Origin of the sequence: Erwinia sp. HDF1-3R (assembly GCF_039621855.1) — a bacterium.
Classification (GTDB): domain Bacteria; phylum Pseudomonadota; class Gammaproteobacteria; order Enterobacterales; family Enterobacteriaceae; genus Erwinia.
On sequence record NZ_CP155071.1, the window covers coordinates 260,964 to 283,027 of the forward strand.

Annotated in this window: 21 protein-coding genes and 2 rRNA genes; 2 read left to right on the forward strand and 21 right to left on the reverse strand. The window is 47.7% G+C overall.

Annotated features, from left to right (window positions below):
* Nucleotides 1–118 precede the first annotated feature (118 nt).
* Both AAGR22_RS01230 and rrf read left to right on the forward strand, forming a co-directional pair.
* Nucleotides 119–3,023: ribosomal RNA gene (locus AAGR22_RS01230) — 23S ribosomal RNA — on the forward strand.
* Nucleotides 3,024–3,323: 300 nt separating this feature from the next.
* A 5S ribosomal RNA gene (gene rrf / locus AAGR22_RS01235) occupies nucleotides 3,324–3,439 on the forward strand.
* Between the two features lie 308 nt (nucleotides 3,440–3,747).
* Here rrf and AAGR22_RS01240 read toward each other — a convergent pair.
* The 21 genes from AAGR22_RS01240 to AAGR22_RS01340 form a co-directional block, all read right to left on the reverse strand.
* Complete coding sequence (locus AAGR22_RS01240; protein WP_345829824.1) at nucleotides 3,748–4,257, reverse strand: hypothetical protein; 510 nt, start codon at nucleotides 4,255–4,257, stop codon at nucleotides 3,748–3,750.
* A 13-nt stretch (nucleotides 4,258–4,270) separates the two neighbouring features.
* A complete protein-coding gene (locus tag AAGR22_RS01245) occupies nucleotides 4,271–5,161 on the reverse strand; it encodes a hypothetical protein (protein ID WP_345829826.1) in 891 nt (296 codons plus the stop codon).
* A gap of 3 nt (nucleotides 5,162–5,164) precedes the next feature.
* Nucleotides 5,165–5,881, reverse strand: coding sequence for a hypothetical protein (locus AAGR22_RS01250; RefSeq protein ID WP_345829827.1), 717 nt, complete (start codon nucleotides 5,879–5,881; stop codon nucleotides 5,165–5,167).
* Entirely contained in the window at nucleotides 5,868–8,432 is a 2,565-nt protein-coding gene (locus tag AAGR22_RS01255) for a TcfC E-set like domain-containing protein (protein WP_345829829.1), read from the reverse strand. Before AAGR22_RS01255 ends, AAGR22_RS01250 begins: the two co-directional genes overlap by 14 nt.
* A 16-nt stretch (nucleotides 8,433–8,448) precedes the next feature.
* Nucleotides 8,449–8,961 carry a hypothetical protein gene (locus AAGR22_RS01260; protein WP_345829831.1) on the reverse strand — a complete coding sequence of 171 codons (513 nt, stop codon included), beginning with the start codon at nucleotides 8,959–8,961 and terminating at the stop codon, nucleotides 8,449–8,451.
* Nucleotides 8,962–9,010: 49 nt separating this feature from the next.
* Entirely contained in the window at nucleotides 9,011–9,547 is a 537-nt protein-coding gene (locus tag AAGR22_RS01265; protein ID WP_345829833.1) for a hypothetical protein, read from the reverse strand.
* Nucleotides 9,548–9,804: 257 nt separating this feature from the next.
* Nucleotides 9,805–11,046, reverse strand: a complete 1,242-nt coding sequence (locus tag AAGR22_RS01270) for a pilus assembly protein (RefSeq protein WP_345829835.1) — start codon at nucleotides 11,044–11,046, stop codon at nucleotides 9,805–9,807.
* Nucleotides 11,022–11,384, reverse strand: coding sequence for a hypothetical protein (locus AAGR22_RS01275; protein ID WP_345829836.1), 363 nt, complete (start codon nucleotides 11,382–11,384; stop codon nucleotides 11,022–11,024). The genes AAGR22_RS01270 and AAGR22_RS01275 overlap by 25 nt, the downstream gene beginning before the upstream one ends.
* Nucleotides 11,384–11,971 carry a tight adherence pilus pseudopilin TadF gene (gene tadF / locus AAGR22_RS01280; RefSeq protein WP_345829837.1) on the reverse strand — a complete coding sequence of 196 codons (588 nt, stop codon included), beginning with the start codon at nucleotides 11,969–11,971 and terminating at the stop codon, nucleotides 11,384–11,386. Before tadF ends, AAGR22_RS01275 begins: the two co-directional genes overlap by 1 nt.
* Nucleotides 11,949–12,437, reverse strand: a complete 489-nt coding sequence (locus AAGR22_RS01285) for a TadE family protein (RefSeq protein ID WP_345829838.1) — start codon at nucleotides 12,435–12,437, stop codon at nucleotides 11,949–11,951. Before AAGR22_RS01285 ends, tadF begins: the two co-directional genes overlap by 23 nt.
* Nucleotides 12,437–13,171, reverse strand: coding sequence for a tight adherance operon protein (locus AAGR22_RS01290; protein ID WP_345829840.1), 735 nt, complete (start codon nucleotides 13,169–13,171; stop codon nucleotides 12,437–12,439). The genes AAGR22_RS01285 and AAGR22_RS01290 overlap by 1 nt, the downstream gene beginning before the upstream one ends.
* Nucleotides 13,158–14,000 (reverse strand): type II secretion system F family protein, encoded by an 843-nt coding sequence (locus AAGR22_RS01295; protein WP_345829841.1) that lies wholly within the window; start codon nucleotides 13,998–14,000, stop codon nucleotides 13,158–13,160. Before AAGR22_RS01295 ends, AAGR22_RS01290 begins: the two co-directional genes overlap by 14 nt.
* Nucleotides 13,997–14,869 (reverse strand): type II secretion system F family protein, encoded by an 873-nt coding sequence (locus AAGR22_RS01300; RefSeq protein ID WP_345829842.1) that lies wholly within the window; start codon nucleotides 14,867–14,869, stop codon nucleotides 13,997–13,999. Before AAGR22_RS01300 ends, AAGR22_RS01295 begins: the two co-directional genes overlap by 4 nt.
* Before the next feature lie 3 nt (nucleotides 14,870–14,872).
* On the reverse strand, nucleotides 14,873–16,153 hold the full coding sequence (locus tag AAGR22_RS01305) for a CpaF family protein (protein ID WP_345829843.1): 1,281 nt from the start codon (nucleotides 16,151–16,153) through the stop codon (nucleotides 14,873–14,875).
* Nucleotides 16,150–17,250 (reverse strand): tight adherance operon protein, encoded by a 1,101-nt coding sequence (locus AAGR22_RS01310; RefSeq protein WP_345829844.1) that lies wholly within the window; start codon nucleotides 17,248–17,250, stop codon nucleotides 16,150–16,152. Before AAGR22_RS01310 ends, AAGR22_RS01305 begins: the two co-directional genes overlap by 4 nt.
* Before the next feature lie 12 nt (nucleotides 17,251–17,262).
* Entirely contained in the window at nucleotides 17,263–17,739 is a 477-nt protein-coding gene (locus AAGR22_RS01315) for a hypothetical protein (protein ID WP_345829845.1), read from the reverse strand.
* Nucleotides 17,736–18,986, reverse strand: coding sequence for a pilus assembly protein N-terminal domain-containing protein (locus AAGR22_RS01320; RefSeq protein ID WP_345831526.1), 1,251 nt, complete (start codon nucleotides 18,984–18,986; stop codon nucleotides 17,736–17,738). Before AAGR22_RS01320 ends, AAGR22_RS01315 begins: the two co-directional genes overlap by 4 nt.
* A gap of 116 nt (nucleotides 18,987–19,102) precedes the next feature.
* Nucleotides 19,103–19,975, reverse strand: a complete 873-nt coding sequence (locus AAGR22_RS01325; protein WP_345829846.1) for a hypothetical protein — start codon at nucleotides 19,973–19,975, stop codon at nucleotides 19,103–19,105.
* A 12-nt stretch (nucleotides 19,976–19,987) separates the two neighbouring features.
* Complete coding sequence (locus AAGR22_RS01330) at nucleotides 19,988–20,425, reverse strand: prepilin peptidase (protein ID WP_345829847.1); 438 nt, start codon at nucleotides 20,423–20,425, stop codon at nucleotides 19,988–19,990.
* 84 nt (nucleotides 20,426–20,509) lie between these two features.
* On the reverse strand, nucleotides 20,510–20,749 hold the full coding sequence (locus tag AAGR22_RS01335) for a Flp family type IVb pilin (RefSeq protein WP_067710292.1): 240 nt from the start codon (nucleotides 20,747–20,749) through the stop codon (nucleotides 20,510–20,512).
* Between the two features lie 142 nt (nucleotides 20,750–20,891).
* Nucleotides 20,892–21,434 (reverse strand): transcriptional regulator, encoded by a 543-nt coding sequence (locus tag AAGR22_RS01340; RefSeq protein WP_345829850.1) that lies wholly within the window; start codon nucleotides 21,432–21,434, stop codon nucleotides 20,892–20,894.
* Nucleotides 21,435–22,064: the final 630 nt, after the last annotated feature.

Sequence of the window (22,064 nt, forward strand, 5' to 3'; positions counted from 1 at the left end):
GGCGTCAGCGCGCAGCAGGCGGAGTGGACTTAACGTCCATGAGCACTGTGAGCACTGCACAACGCCGCCATCACGACGCGCAGCCATTACGGACAGAAAGGACGCTTGTGGGTTGTGAGGTTAAGTGACTAAGCGTACACGGTGGATGCCCTGGCAGTCAGAGGCGATGAAGGGCGTGCTAATCTGCGATAAGCGCCGGTAAGGTGATATGAACCGCAACAACCGGCGATACCCGAATGGGGAAACCCAGTGTGTTTCGACACACTATCGCAACATGAATACATAGTGTTGCGAGGCGAACCGGGGGAACTGAAACATCTAAGTACCCCGAGGAAAAGAAATCAACCGAGATTCCCCCAGTAGCGGCGAGCGAACGGGGAGGAGCCCAGAACCTGAATCAGTTTGTGCATCAGTGGAAGCGTCTGGAAAGTCGCAGGGTACAGGGTGACACTCCCGTACACAAAGATGCACTTGCTGTGAGTTCGAAGAGTAGGGCGGGACACGTGATATCCTGTCTGAATATGGGGGGACCATCCTCCAAGGCTAAATACTCCTGACTGACCGATAGTGAACCAGTACCGTGAGGGAAAGGCGAAAAGAACCCCGGCGAGGGGAGTGAAACAGAACCTGAAACCGTGTACGTACAAGCAGTGGGAGCACCTTCGTGGTGTGACTGCGTACCTTTTGTATAATGGGTCAGCGACTTATATTCTGTAGCAAGGTTAACCGTATAGGGGAGCCGCAGGGAAACCGAGTCTTAACTGGGCGTTAAGTTGCAGGGTATAGACCCGAAACCCGGTGATCTAGCCATGGGCAGGTTGAAGGTTGGGTAACACTAACTGGAGGACCGAACCGACTAATGTTGAAAAATTAGCGGATGACCTGTGGCTGGGGGTGAAAGGCCAATCAAACCGGGAGATAGCTGGTTCTCCCCGAAAGCTATTTAGGTAGCGCCTCGTGAACTCATCTCCGGGGGTAGAGCACTGTTTCGGCTAGGGGGCCATCCCGGCTTACCAACCCGATGCAAACTGCGAATACCGGAGAATGTTATCACGGGAGACACACGGCGGGTGCTAACGTCCGTCGTGAAGAGGGAAACAACCCAGACCGCCAGCTAAGGTCCCAAAGTCATGGTTAAGTGGGAAACGATGTGGGAAGGCACAGACAGCCAGGATGTTGGCTTAGAAGCAGCCATCATTTAAAGAAAGCGTAATAGCTCACTGGTCGAGTCGGCCTGCGCGGAAGATGTAACGGGGCTAAACCATGCACCGAAGCTGCGGCAGCGACACTTATGTGTTGTTGGGTAGGGGAGCGTTCTGTAAGCCGTTGAAGGTGGACTGTGAGGTCTGCTGGAGGTATCAGAAGTGCGAATGCTGACATGAGTAACGATAAAGCGGGTGAAAAGCCCGCTCGCCGGAAGACCAAGGGTTCCTGTCCAACGTTAATCGGGGCAGGGTGAGTCGACCCCTAAGGCGAGGCCGAAAGGCGTAGTCGATGGGAAACAGGTTAATATTCCTGTACTCGGTGTTACTGCGAAGGGGGGACGGAGAAGGCTATGTTAGCCGGGCGACGGTTGTCCCGGTTTAAGCGTGTAGGCTGGTGTTCCAGGTAAATCCGGAACGCCTTAAGGCTGAGGCGTGATGACGAGGCACTACGGTGCTGAAGTAACAAATGCCCTGCTTCCAGGAAAAGCCTCTAAGCATCAGGTAACAACGAATCGTACCCCAAACCGACACAGGTGGTCAGGTAGAGAATACCAAGGCGCTTGAGAGAACTCGGGTGAAGGAACTAGGCAAAATGGTGCCGTAACTTCGGGAGAAGGCACGCTGGTGCGTAGGTGAAGCGACTTGCTCGCGGAGCTGAAGCCAGTCGAAGATACCAGCTGGCTGCAACTGTTTATTAAAAACACAGCACTGTGCAAACACGAAAGTGGACGTATACGGTGTGACGCCTGCCCGGTGCCGGAAGGTTAATTGATGGGGTTATCGCAAGAGAAGCTCCTGATCGAAGCCCCGGTAAACGGCGGCCGTAACTATAACGGTCCTAAGGTAGCGAAATTCCTTGTCGGGTAAGTTCCGACCTGCACGAATGGCGTAATGATGGCCAGGCTGTCTCCACCCGAGACTCAGTGAAATTGAACTCGCTGTGAAGATGCAGTGTACCCGCGGCAAGACGGAAAGACCCCGTGAACCTTTACTACAGCTTGACACTGAACATTGAGCCTTGATGTGTAGGATAGGTGGGAGGCTTTGAAGCGTGGACGCCAGTCTGCGTGGAGCCAACCTTGAAATACCACCCTTTAACGTTTGATGTTCTAACCTGGCGCCATAATCTGGCGTGGGGACAGTGTCTGGTGGGTAGTTTGACTGGGGCGGTCTCCTCCTAAAGAGTAACGGAGGAGCACGAAGGTCAGCTAATCACGGTCGGACATCGTGAGGTTAGTGCAATGGCATAAGCTGGCTTGACTGCGAGAGTGACGGCTCGAGCAGGTGCGAAAGCAGGTCATAGTGATCCGGTGGTTCTGAATGGAAGGGCCATCGCTCAACGGATAAAAGGTACTCCGGGGATAACAGGCTGATACCGCCCAAGAGTTCATATCGACGGCGGTGTTTGGCACCTCGATGTCGGCTCATCACATCCTGGGGCTGAAGTAGGTCCCAAGGGTACGGCTGTTCGCCGTTTAAAGTGGTACGCGAGCTGGGTTTAGAACGTCGTGAGACAGTTCGGTCCCTATCTGCCGTGGGCGCTGGAAGATTGAGAGGGGTTGCTCCTAGTACGAGAGGACCGGAGTGAACGCACCACTGGTGTTCGGGTTGTCATGCCAATGGCATTGCCCGGTAGCTAAGTGCGGAAAAGATAAGCGCTGAAAGCATCTAAGCGCGAAACTTGCCTCGAGATGAATCTTCCCTGACCCTTTAAGGGTCCTGAAGGGACGTTGAAGACTACGACGTTGATAGGCCGGGTGTGTAAGCGCAGCGATGCGTTGAGCTAACCGGTACTAATGACCCGTGAGGCTTAACCTTACAACACCAGAAGCGTTCTGGTGGGCAGTGAGAGACAGAAAGACAATTTTCAGCTTATCCGGACAAGAATTAAGCTGTTCTGCCTATTACGCATGCGGGACAGAGCAGGAGATTTTATCTGCCCTGCGGACGTGAGTCTGCGGAGTGTGATTTAAAAGATTAGCGGGAACGAAAGAGTTTGTGCTGAAGCAGGGCGGCAAACGCAGCGAAGGAAGGAGCATACTGAAGTATGTGACTGAGTTTGCAAGTGCAGCCAGCGCAGCAGCAGCGCAAAATATTCGTTCCGTGCACCAAGATTTGCCTGGCGGCTTTAGCGCGGTGGTCCCACCTGACCCCATGCCGAACTCAGAAGTGAAACGCCGTAGCGCCGATGGTAGTGTGGGGTCTCCCCATGCGAGAGTAGGGAACTGCCAGGCATCAAATAAAGCAATAACCCTGACCTCACGGTCAGGGTTTTTTGCGTTATGGGGCAGGAGAAATCGGTTCACGGACATAATGAGATTTCCTTACTGCTCACTAAACCTGTAAAATTTAACCTACCCACGCTACCCACGCTACCCACGCTACCCACGCTACCCACGCTACCTAGCTTCTCCAGACTCCAATATTTTCATACCGGCGTCCGGGAGCAGAGGATAGTAATGCCTGTAAAAATCTTTCAGTATGATTTATCCAGGCGACTAAAAAATATGAATATAAACCTTGTTGAGAGTAATACTATTTATTACACCGAAGGCGTTACAATTACATTGAAAGTGCCACTGTAAGATCCTAATGGGTAAGTTTCGGTCCGCTGAGACGAGATGAAACGCACTTTAACGCCTTTCTGCAGGTCAGGAACATCAGAAAGTGAAGGGTAAACAGGCAGGTTATTATAACCAAAGGAAGTTGATGATTCGCCTCCATCAACTCGGACCCAGGTAGTATTAAGTCGCATACGATCGTTATTTTCTGAGGTCAGTTCGTTATTACCTGGGCCAGATAATGAGAGAGAAACACTACTGGCATTGCCAATAAATTGAAATGCTGGCGTCGTAGCGGTCATATAGCCTGCCAGATCCTGTAACTTCAGGCTGAATGCCGAGTTGGTCACATCTTTGCTATCAACGTAGATCCTGACGCTGGTGCTAATTTCTGCAAGTAATTCAATTGATGTTTTAACGGATACGGCTGACTGCACCGGCACCACAGCGGCGAAAGCGAGCAGCACTCCTGTTATCATTCTGTATTTCATATCTCTGTTCCTGTTAGCTTTCGGGAGTAATGATCGCCGTTAGCGTGTCGTGTAGTCGTGTACCTGCAGGAATTCCACGGATCTCTTTGCCCATTAAAATAAACTGAACTTCAAGCTGGGCGCTACTCACCTCTCCGGCGGGTAAGATGCCACGGTAAATACTGTCTGGTGCTATGGCTACATCTGCAATAACGATTTTATAGGGCACGAAATTCTCTCCGGGTGTCGATCGCAGACGCCACTCATTATGTTGTTGCTGTAACGATTCAAAACTGAGCTTGTATGAAAGTGGCTCGCTGTTTGCCATGTCCGTTTTTGTTAAACGCAGACGTACCGAACTTTTAGCATCCTGAAACGGGCCGACTTCGCCAAATATCAAAGCTGATTTATCAAAGCTGGCGGAGACAGTCGATGCTGTCTTTTGCAAAACATGGAGATCAAGATAAAGCGGAGTTAGTATGCTGTTTTCTCCTTCTACGCTAAAGCTGAAGCTGCCCAGCTGTACCCGTGGTGATAGTGCCTGCCGCATTAAGGCGGAACCACGGACCCGGGAGAACGCGTTTGCATGGAAGTGTATCCATCGATCCCGGGGAGAAGCTGCAAGCTGTAGGGGCTGGCCACAGCGAAGCGGAGTATCTGGTGAAGAGGAATGTATAGATAATGCCAGCGAGGCAGCGACCAACTCATTGTTTTCACAGCGCCCGTCACCGGCGGGTTGCAGCTGCAAAATTACCGTTTTGTTGGCGGGTTGCAATAATGAAAGCGACCCTGAACGCCCACCACTATGTTGACCCTCGCTAAAGAGACGCAGGGAGCCATTGGGCTGGGGCTGTACGACTATGGCTCCATTGGCAAGTGCAGCCAGGGGAGCCAGTAACAGGGTCGTGAAAAGAGACAAACGCATGATCTATTCCTTATGCTCGCACATATCATAAACCTGTAATTTGCCATCCATCTCAAAGGAAAGATGCCTGCTAACCGTTAGCGATCGTGCGTGATTGGGATAAACGTTAAATGACTTACGGTCCTTGCGCCCATCAATAATCAGGTTACGCAGTTCGCTACGTACATTGCCCGTTGCCCTGAGCGTCCATGTATTATCTTTGCAGCTCAGACTAATACCTGCGGTATGTTTGCCAGGTGGTAAATAACGTAGTAATACGTCATAGCCAACAGCGAAACGCACTTTACCTTTATCAGACTCCTGCTCCGGGTAACTCGGACGGATGCGTAGCCGATATACCGTCTCATATCCCACGGGCTTGAGTGGCAGGATACGAACCTTACGCTCCTCACCATAAGGAACAATGAGTTTGGTCGGTGAGAACAGCAGAGTCGGATCGGCAGTTCCCAACTCTTTAACTCTATTTTCATTGGTGTCTCCCGGATTAGTCACGCGGAAAAGTTCGAGCGTGACAAACTCATAGCGCTGGCTATTACTGTCTCCTCCCTGTGCCTCAGTATCAGACGATCTGAATGCCGACTTTACGGTAATAAAGTTATCTCTGGGTCTGTCCTGACGAATATCCTTAACGATTGGGAAAACTTCTATCGCCTGTACGGCAGCTGAAAAAAGCAGGATTACGTTACTAATAAAAAAAAGTGACCATTTATTCAATTTCACAATTAACCTCACGAATTTGCATTACGCCCTGCATCATTTTTATTTCCTCTTCCATAAGTGGACAGCTATACGTTTGATCCTCTTTTTTCAAGGTCAGAGAAATCAGTTTTTGTCGGCTTTCGAGCTGAAAATCTCCGATAAAAAACCCTTCCTCATCCGATAAAGCATTCGCCCCCACTATTCGGGCGTAGCTTAAAGGACGGCCTGCAAAATAGAGACGGCCCGTGACGGTAAGGTTTTGTATGGCCGCGAGTTTGACATGATAGACCTGGCCCGGCAGGGCCCAGGTTGATGTACTTTTAGTACTGATATCGTAAAAAGCATTATTTCCTGAGGTAAACAACTGCTCGGCCTTAGGCGCAATTTTCTTATATGGCATAATACTCAGCGTAGTTTTCTCGCCACCCTTAACGACGACAGGTTCGTTATTGTCGTTTCGGACTTCAAAATAGTGGTCTTCTGCCAGATCTGTTGCATCAATAATAAGTGCTGAGTTGCTCTCAACTTTCCCCCAGGCAATTTCACTGTTACCGATTGCGAAACCACTACGCTGAGAGAAATATTGCTGATGATAGGTCGACTCACTGATTGACTGTGAGGCGCCGAAAGAGGTAAACCCGAAGCGGTTATCAACCACTGTACCTACGCTGGCATTCGTACTACCCCGCTGCCCATGATCCAGGCTGGCATTCAGGGCATATTTGCTTCCACGATTAAATTCAGGATTATCAACATTTAATGCATAGCTGGCGCTGTAAGTGTTGTCATCATTCTCTTCTGTGAGTCTGGTTCGCAAATTGAGAGATTGATAATGATTATAGCTGCGTTCACGCATGCTCAGCGAAAATTGGGTATAGAACCGATCTTCAATGACGCTGTGGAAAGAATAGCGGCTGGTGAATTCATTAGCACCGCGGTGATAGCCGAGATCTACCCTTAGACTGAGCCTGTCTGCCAGAGGAAAATCACGATTCAGATTAATATCCCAGTTCTTGAAGTTCGTCTTGCTCAGTTGATTATATTCTTGACTCAGCGTGTTAACACCATAACTGACGCTCAGGCCCAGGCTCCAGGGAAGGACGGTAGTAGCGCCTAATTGCATAGAAGTGAAGTCGTAAGCGGGAACAATGGCGAAGCGGCGAAAATCTTCCTCATCGCCATTAAACATGAACTTTCGGTAGCTAAAATTCATGCCCATTAGATTAAGATTTTTCATCCATCCAAACTGATAGCCATGGCTGCCATCGTCGCCATAAAGACTATCGAAATAGAAGCGTTCCGCCAGCCAATTGTTCACCGGGACATCCAGGCTGACATTCCCGTATAAACGGCCATCGTCGACAAGGATCCCCACACCGGCTGATAATGCAGACAGGGTGGTATAAGCCAGTGAAAGATTCGCGAAGTAATGACTTTTTAAGGGTAGAGGGGAGTCCTGACGGCCGCAGCTCGTACACTCGCGAGAGAGGCTTGAAGAGATTTCGCTTTTATAGGGGTCATATCGACCAAACTCAACAATAAACTCTATTTCACCCGAGTGGAAAGGACCATTACGTTTATAAAAGGGCTGAATTTTTTCTTCATATACGCCATTCACCATCTTAGAGACCAACCGCACCTCGTAGCCTCCGCTTGGCCAGCTACGCGTGTCCAGATGATGCAGGCCTTCGGGAAACTGTTGTAAATCAATGAGTCTTCCCTGACGATAAATTTCAACGGTTCCGGCCTGCTGTAGGTAGACCGTAATGGGTGAGGCGGCACCGTATCCAGGATTGATGTAATTATCACCTATGCGACCCAGAGAAATGCCGTCAAAGTTAACAGGGTTAAAGAAGCTGTAGGTCATTGAGGGAGTACTGCTGAGCAGGTTATCGCTAAGTCGCTGACGACCTGACTTAAAGCGTATATTTTCGTGCTCAAGATAGAGTGCAAGCTCTTCTACATTGAAATTGATTTGGCTGGCGTAGCTCCAGGCGCCCTTTATATAGCTATTTCCCGTCAGATTCAGCACTTCGCTGCTGCTTAGACTGACATTGTCCCCATAAGAGTCAGTAAGATAATTCAGGTTATGGGCATGAACAAAACCGGCGTTATTTGTATGAGGGATATACCCCTGCTTTAAGGTTGGTGAGGCTGCGCTAAACAGATTGCCTGGAAAGATGAGTCGAAGTGAGGAATCTGATTCATTGAGAAGGACGGCAGGCTTATCATGAGCAACTTTACCGGGCCCTAATCTCTCCAGCGGCGCTGAGAGCAAAGTAAGCAGTGCATCATATGAAATTTTCATGGGCGCATTATCTGGTGCCATAATCTGATCAACCAGTACGCGAGGTGACATAAGCAGAGCCTGTTGAAGATCGTACTCAACGCTGATGGTACCGAGTGAGACATCGCCATAATAGATGTCAAAAATACCCGTCTGACTGGCATTGAAAATACTCTCAAATCCCTTCGGTACTGCGACCGTTGGCGAGGCATGGGTGGTAGTATAAGGAGAGAAAAGCGTCATTGCGCACAATATAAGCAGGCAAATATAATAGTTATTACTCATTATTCCCTGTCCCGAATTAACTTACTGGCGTTATCAGCAAAGTAAATGTGTTTGCGTAGTGTCCTTGGGAGTATTTTTCGGCCAGGAGTTGTGAAGAGAAATTAATCCTGAATCCATTTGCTGGTGTAGCCTGGCTGATTTTATCCAGGACAGGCATTCGAAGTTTCTGCGTCACGCTATAGGAGTTTTTATCGACAATGAAATTCCCCGCAAGGTTAATTACACCGCTTCCTTCGTCTATTTTTTTGAGAATAAAATCGCTCTCAGCGAAAATGATCTCGGCTTGTTCGATATTACCGACAAGGTGAAAGAGTTCAGAGGTTTTTTCAAACTTCCCCGTTGAGGCGTTAACGGGCAGAGAGAAATCAAACTCATTATCCTTGAGGGGGGTGTTCTGATAATAAAGGGCAATTTTGGCCAGGGATTCAGCGGAGATATCCATCGAAACCTGCGAACCAGGCAGGCTCATGGTGGACTGGCTCCAAAACACTATGGCTATTGAGAACAGAGCAGCAGGCTTATTTTTCATGGTATTCAGGCAGAGTCAGCCTGAGCCGACTCTGTTCCTCTAAGGAAAATTAAGGTTTAGCGACGACGTTCGCGTAGACGGTGCCCTTATACATACCCTGACCAAGCTGATCATAGTCCTTATCCGAGACCAGACGGAAAATAATGGGCAGCTCGCCATGTGTGTTGTTAGCAACAAGGCTATAATCTTTAGTGGTACCCGAGGTCGCAAAAACCTGGCTGCCAGTAGAAGTGAGGGTAACGATTTTATACGTCATGCTATTTAGCGCCTCGCCCTGGTTGCTGAAAAGAGTAAAAGCATCACCGTTGGCAGAATTGCTATCATCCAGGGTAAGTCCTACTTCCAGCTTTTGGACATCATTATTCCAGAGTTTTAAGGGGGGCGTCTCCACTTCCATTTTACCAGAAGCTGCTGGCTTCATGACGACATCCATATCGGTAATTGGACGTCCACTGGGATCGATAATATTAGCGCTGTCAGGGACATTCGCGCTTATATTGAATTTCGTATCATATTTTTCCGGCGCCGCAGCGAGTGCCGAAGTGGAAAACATCAGTGCGGCTAATACAGATACTGTTTTTTTCATTAAACTATTCCTTTTAGATAACGGCTGTTCCATCATTAATACAGTGTAATAATGTATGTTTAGAAGGTGTTAGCGATGATTAACAAATCAAATCCTGTATGGAAGGAAGTGTGGAAACTTTCTTTTTATAAGGATTCACTAAGTATGCATCACGGATTCTTATTATTCTTTGAGGTTTTTCTCTATTTTTCTTAAATATCATCAGCTGTAGGGTTATTCCCTATCTTCTAAACATTATTTCTATCCTGTATTAAGTGCTAATTTTTAGTCGTGTTGTGACCCACCTCCTCGAATATCGCACGTCGCAGGCTATCCTCCAGTTGTTCTACAGAATAAGAGTGATAAAAGTTCTTGTCTCCCACGCAGCTTTTCCAGTCCACGGTCGGATTATAGCCAATACCCACAAAGGCAATTTTCCCCACTGACTCTTCAGTTGTCAGCGCCTGACGAATACGTTCGCACATTCCGGCAGACATCAACTTTTGCGTTATCTTTATTTGGCCAGGATGGTCATTACCATCGGAGAGGATGATGAGCAGCTTGCGTGTACCCTTCCCGGCAGCCAGGGCAGTGGTTCCCAGAAGTACTCCACTACTGATCAGGGTATTACCCGTTGCCGTCATTTCCCGGATCCTCCTGATTTCAGCTATGTCAGACGTCAACGGCACTCTCCAGCTATGGCTTCTTGAAAGGCAAACGTCCGTAGCAACATGGCTTAGCGGTATCCAGATATAATTAACGGGATGAGGAATTGCGGCAACGGTCGCAGAATAGTTAATAGCATATTCAAGTTCTCGCGTGGCACCCCGCTGAAGTAACCATGGCGATACACGATAGTGGGTTACGAAGGGCAGATCGCATTGGTTACCTACTCGTGAGCCCCAGTCAAAGGGCAGGAAGCCCGCTTTATTCCCTACGTCATAACTATAAAGTTCTGTCACAAGCTTTATTACGATACGCTTTAGTTCGGTTAATTTACTATTGCCATAGGTGAAGGGGGCATTCATTGAGTTAGAGAAATCTGTTACGAACATCACATCTACACTGGAGAAGAATTTCCTTGCTGCACCGTTATCCCCAATGACCACTTCTTTATCAAAGCTGGAGAAAAGCGATGAGTGTAGCCACGAGTCTTGCAAGGTCTTAGCGCTGACGCGATACTCAACGTAGGAAAGGCCATTACTTTTTCCTGATGAAAACTGTATTTCAGGCCGAAATACTGCTTTATCATGGCGCATATAAGCCCGAAGATAATCGCTTGTAAGCGTGTAATTTCTTTCAGCTCCCTTACCATTATTTTCAGCTGTCAGCGCGAGCGCGGCCTGCTCCATCGCATCAGAAAGTCGGGCACGCTCTGTTATATAGCGTGAACCTTCAAGACCCAATGCTGCCAGGCTAAACAAGAAGCCGCCAAGCAGGACAAAACTAACGGCAAAAGCCCCTTCGCGTTCCTGGCAAAGTCTTCTGACAGGTTTCAGCAGCTTTTCAGACACAGACATAGTTTTTCCTTGTTGATTAAAGGGAGGCGCAGGCTTTCTACTTCACCGTTAAGACAAATCAAATAGGGTAATTGTGTTGGCCTGAAACGAGAGAGCATCTGACCCTCAATATCGTGATGATAATGAACGCCACCGCGAAAGGCTGGCGCTCGCGGGTTGATATCGTAGATATCCACCTGCAGTTGACTCTGTAAGGTTGGGCTGTAAAACAGCATCTGATTGAGGTTTTCAATTAACAGGGAATGACCCTCCATAGCCGTATCAACAAAAATAACCGCATGCGGTTGTGCGAACACGAATACCGGGAACATCAGCAACAGCCATATTCGTTTTTTCACTATCGCAGCATCACAATGGCAAAGGAGGATAACAAAGGCTTTTCTTCGCTGGATGTCAGACGCGTATACCAACTGGCGGCAGGCAGGCAAACGGTGACCTGATAGAGTGGCACCCAGCGACCATAACTCCCGCGCGGCGCCAGCTGTAACTGCTTATCAAGACTTTCCGCCGGGTGACACTGCCCCCTGCCGGATCCTGCAGTCCAGCTGTTATAAAGTTTGACCTGCTTACGCGTATCATTAAGTCCGATGGGATCCACAAAATGGACTTCTTCTACCCTCAGCTGAAGCCCTCTTAAGTCAGCACCGCTATGCATATCACTTAACATACGGCCAGCCAGTTTTGCCGCCTCATTAACATCCTGTTGCTGGAGCTTTTCACGCCCATCGAATAATTGAATGCGTTCGCGCAGTACGCCTGCTACAGAGTAGGACGTACGATCAAGCTTGCCGATGGTCGCCTGGCGGATCACCAGATCGGTCAGAAACATCAGAAAGATGAGGAGCACCATTGAGATCAGCACGAATTCGACAGCGACAGAGCCACGGTGGTCAGTACATAAATTACGTAAATTCAGAGCGTTCATATTCCTGAACAAAGATCACCTCCCGATTTAATACATGACTTACCCAATAGCTGGGAAAAGGAAAAAACATAGGTTTATAGCGATATTTGAGCTGATAACGTGCAATGGGGCGTTTTCGATAACTGTCACCGCCGCCGGTGTTGACCATATCGGTAATGCTGGCTGCATAACCTATGCTGATTTCAACGGCATTTTCACGCGTCAGAAATCCCCACAGCACGCCCCCCTGTGTCAGAAGGCGTTTTTCAAAGCGAGAGCGGTAGTTCCCCACCAGCTTATTAACAGGGGCGTTTTTGGCCTCTTTAGCCGCTTCAGACACGGCCAAATCAAGTACTGATGAGATATAAGAAAGTCGTGCAGTTTCAGCAATAAAGAACACCAGGAAAAAAAAGGCGCACACGGTCAGCGCGAATTCGATGGTTGCAGAGCCTGACCGGTTGTTTAACAGGCTTAAAAATTTGCGCATTACCCCATACTCCGACCGGTAGTGGTAATCTGCTTCAGAGCCGAAATCAGTTCATCGGGGTGTTGTGACAGATTCTCGTTGCGGATAACATCGCGCGCGTAGCGGAAGTCACCCACTTTCACCAGTGACAGCACCAGATTACGCAGGATTCGTTCGTCCTTACGACCCCGCAGATATTGCGGCAGGAGCAGACCGACAGCATCCTGATAGCGGCGGTCCAGAATTGCCACCATCGCCAGATTGTTTAATGCTACGTCATCAGCAATAAAGAGCGTACGTGCCTGCTCGACTGACTGTTTACCTTCGCTAAGTTTCCCGCTTAGCGCCTGCGCCACGCCACGCAAATTCCACGCTTCGGCGTTGTTCTTGTCACGCAGTATCATCTTGTCGGTAACGCGAATAGCCTGAGCGAAATCCCCCAGGGCAATCATGTTCTGAGCCTGCAACTGATACAGGGGCTGACTGGGCTTATTGATCAGTGGTTGTAGGGTATAGAGCGAGGTCTTATAGTCACCGGCAAGATAGTAGTAGCGAGCCAGTTTAATACGTGTTTCAGGATCGTCCTTTTTCTTCAGCCAGCTCCGGTAAAGGTTAATTAACCCACTATAATTTTTTACCCGCAACAAAATATCTTCCTGATAGTTCGCTTCGGTTGTACTGACAGGTTTTGGAGATACACAGCCAATAAGCAGGATGACAGAGATGAATAATGTAATTTTCTTAAAAAACAGCATTTTTGAAAATCCTTAAAATACCCGGAGCGGCAATCAGAACAATGATTGGGAACATGATGAACAATATGAGGGGAACACTCATGCGTGCGGAGAGTTTGCCGATCTGCTCTTCAGATCTAAGTAGCTGCATCTCACGCATATCGCGAGAAAGCTCAATCAGGTTGTCGTAAAGTGAAGTTCCGTAATGTACGCTCTGCTGTAAGGAGGAACAGAACATCCGCATTTCGGTGAGATCCACCGAACGGTAAAGATCCATCAGCGCTTCCTCCAGTCCACTGACCTCCGCATGTTTGGTGAGCTGCTCCATCAGGCTGGTAAGATTGGGGTCAATATTGTCACTGTGACGGGCAATAAATTTAATGGCGTGCTCTACCGTCATTCCGGCCTGGACGCAAACTGCCAGCAGATCGATTAAATAGGGCAGGGCATCGGTCATTAATTTTCGGCGTGTTGAAAGAGCTGGCTTTTGCAGTAGCGCAGGCGTAACAATAATCACAACCAGTAAGAGCACCATCTGCATGGCGATATCTTTCATTGTAAAGCTGGTGATCCCCAGCATATTTATCAGCAAAACTACTGCGCCAATGCTCGCCAGAATCTTTAGCTTACTGGCCGGGCTTTGATCCAGCCTTTGTAGCATGCTGAGCCAGGGGCTGTTCGCGATAAGAATGCTTTGCAGGTCAAGGGACCCGCTATGAGACTTTTTAATAATAAGGGGTTTATTATCAATCGCCCGTGTGGTTTTTTTTAGCCGGGCTATTCGTCGGCTGGATATCACCAGGGTGGTCATACCCAGTATCAATATCAGCAGATAAACAGGGGTGTTCACAATGCTTTCCTTAGCAATAGCCAGATAATCGTCATGCCGATGGCTTCGCTGGCAAGTACGTAATAGAGGATGATTCGGCCAGTCGGATCGTTAATGATAAAGTCGAAGTTTTCCGGGCTGAAATACTTCATGCCACAGAAGAAAAGTATAGGTATGGCGGCAACAATTTTGGCGGAGGCACGGGCTTCTGACGTCATTGCCATTTTACGTCGTGACATGGTTCTGCTGCTGGTGACGATTCGGTTCAGCCGGCCGATCAACATGCGTAATTGCGCGCCGTGCTGCAGGCTGATAATGATGACGGCGGCAAAAAAGTAGAATTCGCGATAGTGGTACTCCCGGCAGGCATCGGCCAGCACTCTTTCGGGCTCTTCGCCCAGATTAAGGCGTCGATCAATGTGCTGAAAGGTTTTGCCCAGTGGGCCTCCGATACTGCTTCCACAGCGATGCAGCGCCTGGTGAATACTGTTCCCGGCGGAGACAGAGGCATTAATCGCCGACAGGACTTCTGGGAAGTTAGTCTCAAAGTAGCGTCGCTGTAATGTCCTGCCAATGCTAATTTGTGCAATAACCATTACGGGCAGGCTCACTATCAGTAACCCGGGCAGGCTAAATCCAAACCAGTTACCATTAACGACAATTAACCCCGCAAGCAGACCGAGAGCAACCAGTAACCCCTTCGCCCCTTTCAGGGTGCGATCTCCCAGGGCAAAATGCCGCCACTCCCCCCAACACGCCAGCAGATAATGCAGCAGCGGCAAATGGATAGCGTCCTGGCGTTTTTTTAGCGCGGTATTACGCAACCTGTTCCAGTTGAGGTGGTTTATAAACAGAATTGCGATACCGATGATGATAATCAGATAAGCCATCACTTATTCCAGCCCGAAAATCTGTTTAAGCTCGGCACTGAGATCAAACATCGTCGCATTTCGCATCACCGCCGATCGCATCAGCAGGCCATGATTGACAAAATCGCCGCTGATTTTGCCGTCTGCTCGCCGCTCGTGATGGGGCGTATAGCTGAAGATGTCCTGTAAAATCACGCGGTCACCTTCAATACCCATCACTTCACTGATGTTCATGATTTTTCGTGAGCCGTCGTTAAGGCGTGAAACCTGTATCACCAGGTTAATGGCTGAAACAATATTGCGTCGGATCGACTCCATAGGAATGTTCATGCCTGCCATCATTACCATGTTTTCAAGACGTGAAATTGCGTCTCGTGGGGTGTTGGCGTGCAGCGTAGACATCGAACCATCGTGACCTGTGTTCATCGCCTGCAACATTTCAAATGTTTCCTCACCGCGACACTCACCTACGATGATGCGATCGGGACGCATCCTTAATGAGTTCACCAGTAAAGCTCGCATATTGACCTGCCCGGTATTTTCCAGACCCGCAAGGCGCGTCTCCATACGCAGGACGTGTGGCTGCATTAACCTCAATTCAGCGGCATCTTCCATAGTAATAATGCGTTCGCTGGGATCGATATACTTTGATAATGCATTCAGGAGCGTGGTCTTTCCTGAACCTGTTCCCCCGGAGATAATGATATTTGCCCGACACCGGGTGGCAATAATCATAAAATTAGCCATCTGGCTGCTCATCGCGTCAAAGCGAATCAAATCCGCCAGTTCAATGTTGCCTTTGCTAAATTTACGAATTGAGATGGAAGTCCCGTCCAGGGCAATAGGTTGAATAGCGACATTAAGACGGCTTCCATCCATCAGTCTTGCATCCACTAAAGGGCGCCCCTCGTCAAGCCGCCTTCCCACTTTCTGTACCAGTCGTTTGGCGATATCAGTTAACTGCTGATTATTGATAAAGCGAGTCGGAGCCAGCTCAAGTTTGCCTTTACGTTCGATGTAGATCTGGTTTGGGCCGTTGACTAAAATATCGCTGATATCGTCATCTTCTAAAAGCGCCCGCAGAGGACCCAAACCCACGATCTCATCTGCCATCAGTTCTGCCATATACAGCTGAGCCTGGTGGTCGAGATAGATATTTTTACTGCTAATGACCCGTTCCAGGATGCGGTTCATTTCACCGAGTAGCAACGTACGGTCCTGCACCAGACTCTCAACCTTATTAACATCAATATTTTCCAGAACCCCTTCCCGGAGGGTTTCCTGTAGTTCCTGGCTGATATTCATTTATCGTATTGTCCTTTCTGATGTAGACGACTGAAAAATGAACGCCCCTTTTGCGGTTCTTCTCCCAGAATCTGAAGTGCGAGGCGGTCGACCGGCTGGGAATGACGCCCGGTGAATAGGGAAAAAAGCTGTTTTTTGTAGGGGATAACGATGTCGATACCTCTGCCCAGCAGTGACGCAATGTCTTCCTTATTGAGCATGTCTTCCGTCACGGGGCGGCTGTCGTTAAGACACAGAATAAGTCGGCGTGAAAGCTTCCTTGCACGGTTCATCGCCTCAATAATTTCAGTTAGCTGATTAACAACGCGAATTGAGATCATAGATCGATCGAGAATCAACACTATGCAGGCGGACTGTTCAATAATCTGACGCAGCGTCTCTTTACTCGCCGTGTTGATAGCCTGCTCAAAGAGTACGAAGTTATATTTGCGGAAGATTTCCTGAGTCAGATCGGGCAAGGCCGATTCTGTAGCGGCCATGATGTCGAGATTCCTGCTGTGCGTGACCACGTCCTTTAACAGCTTTTTATCCGCGATTAAATCCAGATCCTGAGATGCAGCAGTACCCTGAATCAGCAGTGTGGACATCTGGCGAAATTGAACCACGCGGTTGGCCAGCTGCCATGCCAGGGTCGTATTACCAACCCCCCCTTTGCAGCCCAGGATACTTATAGTGCTGGCGTTGCGAACAATATGGGGTGTTGACTTACTTATGATCGCCTGAGTCAGCGCTTCACGTTGTAAAGTGAAGTGAAAATAGTGAATGCCCTGGTCAGCAAAGGACTGCGCCAGCGAAATCGAGTCACTATCGCCCACGACACAGCACCATACGCTACGAGGGATAATGGCCAGAAGTAAGCGGATCAGCCTCTCATAATCGCTTTCAGCAGCAATATCAACGATTACGCCACAGGCATTTTCGGGTATCGAGACATGGCGAATATCACCGAGCATCTTGTCCACACTTTCTACCTGCTGAAAGCCCGTCAGGCGTAGCAGCTGGGCCAGTTGAGTACACCTTTCAGACTGAGGGGACAGGACATAAAACGGTTTTTCCTCGCCCGCGGACTTACCTTCCTTTTGTGGAAATAACAGCATATGTCGTGCTCCTCAGAAGAAGTACTTTTCAGGATTAATCAGCGATGAGCTGAGGGTATTATTCAGGGCGCAGCCGGCGTCTATAGCTGAGGAGAAATGCCAGTCCTGGCTGGCATAATTGCATTCCGGCAAACGCAGACGAATGCTCTCTATCTGAATTTCAATACCATTAGCGGTTCGTGGGCGAAAACCGCCACGGTCCATCTTCAGCACGACCCTTTCCAGAGGAATCCCTTTTGACATGAGCTGGTTACGTAATATTTGTGCCGTTGGCGTAAAGGCGGCATCTGACCAGGTCAATCTAATAAGGCCATTAAAGTCAGCGCCGACGAATTCCATCACCTGACCGACAGCTATTTCACTGGCTATCTGGCTGTGACTGCTCAGGCTGAGATAGTGTTCAGTTATTTGCGGCAAGTTATTGCCCGCAGCCATGGACGAAGCCGTTAATCCGAATTGCAGCAATAGCAGCAGGTAAACGCGTTTCATTTAATAAACCCTCCCTTTTCTAAAAATTCCTCAGCCATTTTTCGATTGCGGTGATCCTGGATGCCATCAAAATTAAGAAAGCGAGACAGTGTTGAAGTGCGCTGGAAGTCGGGTAAGGTGACCTCACGGGTGGTGACGGGTTTCACCAGATTTACCGTAGCAACCACCACCAATTCGCCCTGTGTGCGCTCTGTTTTGGCATTGCGAAAAAGTGCGCCCAAAAGTGGGACATCACCGATAAACGGCAGGCGGGCAAGTTCTTCTCGTTCGTTACTGCTGATTAGCCCGCCCAGAAGGAAGCTTTCACCATCGGCAAGTTCAACGGTGGTTCTGGCCCGACGGGTCTGGAAAGTAGGAAAAGACATACCCGCACTGGAGGTGTAGGTGGAATCCACGCTGCTCACTTCCTCACCCAGGGTAATGCGTATGCGTTTGCTACTGCTAACCCTGGCACCCACGTTCAGTTTTATACCGAACTCTTTATAGCTTACGGAGGTACCGTTGCTGGAACTGGTCACAATGGGGACTTCGCCGCCGACCAGGAAATCCGCCGTTTCGCCGGACATGACAGAAAGGTTGGGTTCTGCCAGAATTCGGGCAACGGAGTCATTACGGATAGCATGGACCAGGCTGCTGAGCGTATCGGCACTGAACTTTATAAATCGAAAGGTGCCTGGCGTGATATCAGGGTTGCTCACGCTGATGCTGCCCCAATCTATACCTACGTTATCAGTAAAGGTCTTGGTGACCTCCACAACCGACAATTTAACGTTGACCTGATTTGTCACAGGTAAACGCAGATTATTGATAATAGTTGGGTAGACCACTTCTTTGAGCCAGTCAGGAGGCTGTTTACCCTCGTCAGACTGCTTTTTATTCACTTCACGCTTAGCACTTAAGCCTTCACCAACAATTTGGTAAACCCGATCTTTATCTTCTTCTGTGGTTACCGTGCCGCTAAGCACATAAATTTGCCCTAACTTTTGCAGAGTGACCCTGCTGTCCGGGAAGACGTCGAGAATACGTTTTTGTACCGCCCCCAACATGGGATCGACGATAAGCGTGATCTTAAGTAAGGGATCACCTGACTTACCCAGCACATTCAGATCGGACCGCCCATTTTCCTTTGCATAGACGATCAGGCTGGTGTCGCTAACGATTTCATAATCAGCGACTTTCGGGGAAGACAAAAAAAGGGTGCCTATGCTTTCACCGACACTGACTAGTTGAGAATCACCCGGCTCCATGTAGATTTCACCCGCATTAACGCTATGTGAGATAATGACGACGGTTGCGAACGCGAGTATCTTAAAAAGAGCACGCGAGAAAAATTGGGCTACCGGAAAGAGAATATGATGAAATCTCAATTTTTCCCCCTTAGTTCCCGCACGGTTCTAAAACTTGGCAGTATGTCGGATAATTGTGTCCTTTTATCGGACAGGTGTGCTGAACCTTTGGTTAGAGAAATTAAGATCTCCCCAGATTTCTCTACGGTTCTGAGCGTTGCTATTTGTTCAGCATCGACGCGAACGATGACTTCGCCAGCGATATTATTATTGCGAAAGGTTGTATTAGAAGGATTCTCATATTTTTTTATATCAATGACGTCGATAGAGGACATTAATGGCTGGGTGAAAAATTGAGTTACGGCAGAACTTATTGCTGTGCTTACCCCATCATTACCCAGGGCTGTGCTCACCCCATCATCAGCAGCAGTCTGGTTTGCTACTGCTCTGCTATTATTACTCTCTTCAGCACGGAGAATAAGGGTGATTTTTTGCCCCACTTTTAATGTCGTCAGTATAAACTCATCATTAACATTGACCTTGATCGCATACGGCGTTTCGTCATCCCTCAGACTTCGTTGAATGAACTCAGGGCTGCGGGGAGATATTGCCATTTCAGGTGAGATAATGCCTCCTTCGGCAATGTTTTCCAGGATGAGATACCCCCTAAGATCGGCTATAACTTCTGAAGAAAATCCGCGATTATTTTCCGCATCTTCATGAACCTCAATTTCTTTTATTTTATAATCTGAAAGTGACAATAAGTCATAAGGTTTAAGTTCTCGTGATGCCTGAGCGAGAAACGTTATCTTTTTTTCAGGTACGGACACAGGTAAGGATACAGAATCTTCCGTGGCTGGCTCTGCAGGGGGTTTATATTGAAGAAGTATACCTGCCACCCCAACGATGATAACAATTAAGGAAATAAAAAAAAGCATTCTATGGTTCATTGATAAGCTCTTTTAATAAATGGCGTGCGTAGTCGGGTAAATGAGGACAAATGCCAGTGAAATGGCGACTGCATAAGGAACACCATTGCTGATAACATTTTTACGGAACCCTATCAGGCCAGTTATTGCTACCAGCCCCCCCAAAAAGAGGGTGGTGAGTATAAATGTTACTACGGTAGCATTGGAAAAGGATAAAGAAAGCACGGTTAACAGCTTCACATCTCCTCCACCTATAACGTTAGAAATAAAGAGGATAAACAAAATGATGAAGACGCTAAATGCAGCGACAATATTGGGTATTTTCCCCTGCATAAGAGTCATAGAAGCAATCAAAAAAATCAAAAAAATAAGACTGGTATGGCTGATGATACGTGTTGTGATATCCTTCACGGAGATATAAAGCAAAAGCAATGCGACCAAAATGTAAATTACTTTAATCAAATATTCCACAAAGGTGCTCTTATTGATGTTGTTGTTAATACTGCTGCAGAATAGCGTTCTGCAGCAGTTGAATACGATCCGTTCTTGCGTAGATTAACCGCCGGATGATTTGGTGACAGTAACGCTATTGATAGCATCAGCGATCTTAGCGAAGGTATTTTTCAGGGCGCCCAGGAACCCTGAGTCTTGATTACCGAGAACGAGGGCCAGAAGTGTCGCCATGGCCACCCCAATAAGTGCGTATTCAATTGCAGTAACGCCACGTTTATCTTTTGCCAGCTGCTCTAAGCGCAGTGAAGAAAAAACGTAGGCTTGGATAAAAATATTTTTCATGAAATTTTCCTTAATTAAATGCCTAACCATGGCAACAGGGTGTAATGTGTATTATCCGAAACTCACTCGTTGAGAGCCGATGCATTACACAAGAGTTAGTTAATCATGTCCTTATCAAAATCATAATTAAATTCATTTTTGTTCAATCCCCCTTAGCAATAAGATAACGAAAGACAACAACGGTTAACGTTGCCAGCCAGCACACTGCGATTACCGCTAAGGCAGTGAAAATTCTATCAAGATTCCTACGGGACTGAATGACTTTCTTATCTTTATCTATAAAAGATAAAGCTTGAGATGATGGAGTTAAGGACTTCGTAGCGTGAACTTCAGTATCATTGATATTTATTACGTTATCTTCTGAATTGCAATTTGAAGTACTTACTTTCCCAATGTATTTCACGCCTCTGCGTGGGATGGTTTTAATCAGAGAGCCTGGCAATCCGACGAGCTCAAAAGATTTTCTAAGTGAGTGGATTTGTCCGTAATAACTGCTATCACTCACCACACCTCGCTGTTCATGCCAGATCTGGTTAATGATTGTCTGCTTATTACTCTCACCCTCAAGCAAAAGTTTTAAGAAACGATAGCTATTTTCAGACAAATTGACGGTTTTTCCACTATCGCTGACCAAAAGCCCCTTGTCTGGGATAAACTGAATATTTTCATCCAACAGATAAATCATATCCTTTCCCTGGTTAAGATTTTTTATTTCTCTTACACACTCACTGTGTGGAGATGTAACGCTGATGAAATCACGGCACGCTAAAGGTGGTTATTATATAGTGCAGGGTAAATAGACGCATCTTATTAATGCTTGAAAAGCATTAGTGGGCTTAACGCTTTGTCCAGTAAGCGGTAGTGGCCTGCCTTAAAAGGATTACTAAGATATTGCAAGGATTACTTAGGTGCTTTAATTTATGGGGTATTAAATGAGGCTTTTTCATACTGGTTTAAACATTCTTACCAGAAGACCTTTGTCGGCAGGGCCTGCAGCGGAAAAGAGTGCTCACCCTGTTTTCTATAAGAGGATTAATTGAAAGATAAGTAATTATTTCAATCCTGGTGGTGATTAACGAAAGATAGAATATGTCCTTGCTATGGGTTGGGGTCTGCTGAAGTTCTGGGAGGGCTTTTTTATTCCCGGCTTATCAGACCGAGTAACCTAAAGTAATCTGTATTAACATATTTCTATACATCTTTATTTTTGGCATTCGTCAGCTAACTTCCACAAGATAGCATGTGGCTAATGGCAGAGGGGATAACTAGGTTTGTGTTGCACTTTAGTCTGTATTAACCTGGTCAACGGAAATTC

Excerpts from the sequence above, each read along its gene's own strand:
- AAGR22_RS01240 (WP_345829824.1), bottom strand. The coding sequence starts at position 4,257 with ATGAAATACAGAATGATAACAGGAGTGCTGCTCGCTTTCGCCGCTGTG.
- AAGR22_RS01245 (WP_345829826.1), bottom strand. The coding sequence starts at position 5,161 with ATGCGTTTGTCTCTTTTCACGACCCTGTTACTGGCTCCCCTGGCTGCA.
- AAGR22_RS01255 (WP_345829829.1), bottom strand. The coding sequence starts at position 8,432 with ATGAGTAATAACTATTATATTTGCCTGCTTATATTGTGCGCAATGACG.
- AAGR22_RS01260 (WP_345829831.1), bottom strand. The coding sequence starts at position 8,961 with ATGAAAAATAAGCCTGCTGCTCTGTTCTCAATAGCCATAGTGTTTTGG.
- AAGR22_RS01265 (WP_345829833.1), bottom strand. The coding sequence starts at position 9,547 with ATGAAAAAAACAGTATCTGTATTAGCCGCACTGATGTTTTCCACTTCG.
- AAGR22_RS01270 (WP_345829835.1), bottom strand. The coding sequence starts at position 11,046 with ATGTCTGTGTCTGAAAAGCTGCTGAAACCTGTCAGAAGACTTTGCCAG.
- tadF (WP_345829837.1), bottom strand. The coding sequence starts at position 11,971 with ATGAACGCTCTGAATTTACGTAATTTATGTACTGACCACCGTGGCTCT.
- AAGR22_RS01285 (WP_345829838.1), bottom strand. The coding sequence starts at position 12,437 with ATGCGCAAATTTTTAAGCCTGTTAAACAACCGGTCAGGCTCTGCAACC.
- AAGR22_RS01290 (WP_345829840.1), bottom strand. The coding sequence starts at position 13,171 with ATGCTGTTTTTTAAGAAAATTACATTATTCATCTCTGTCATCCTGCTT.
- AAGR22_RS01300 (WP_345829842.1), bottom strand. The coding sequence starts at position 14,869 with ATGGCTTATCTGATTATCATCATCGGTATCGCAATTCTGTTTATAAAC.
- AAGR22_RS01305 (WP_345829843.1), bottom strand. The coding sequence starts at position 16,153 with ATGAATATCAGCCAGGAACTACAGGAAACCCTCCGGGAAGGGGTTCTG.
- AAGR22_RS01310 (WP_345829844.1), bottom strand. The coding sequence starts at position 17,250 with ATGCTGTTATTTCCACAAAAGGAAGGTAAGTCCGCGGGCGAGGAAAAA.
- AAGR22_RS01315 (WP_345829845.1), bottom strand. The coding sequence starts at position 17,739 with ATGAAACGCGTTTACCTGCTGCTATTGCTGCAATTCGGATTAACGGCT.
- AAGR22_RS01320 (WP_345831526.1), bottom strand. The coding sequence starts at position 18,986 with ATGGAGCCGGGTGATTCTCAACTAGTCAGTGTCGGTGAAAGCATAGGC.
- AAGR22_RS01325 (WP_345829846.1), bottom strand. The coding sequence starts at position 19,975 with ATGAACCATAGAATGCTTTTTTTTATTTCCTTAATTGTTATCATCGTT.
- AAGR22_RS01335 (WP_067710292.1), bottom strand. The coding sequence starts at position 20,749 with ATGAAAAATATTTTTATCCAAGCCTACGTTTTTTCTTCACTGCGCTTA.
- AAGR22_RS01340 (WP_345829850.1), bottom strand. The coding sequence starts at position 21,434 with ATGATTTATCTGTTGGATGAAAATATTCAGTTTATCCCAGACAAGGGG.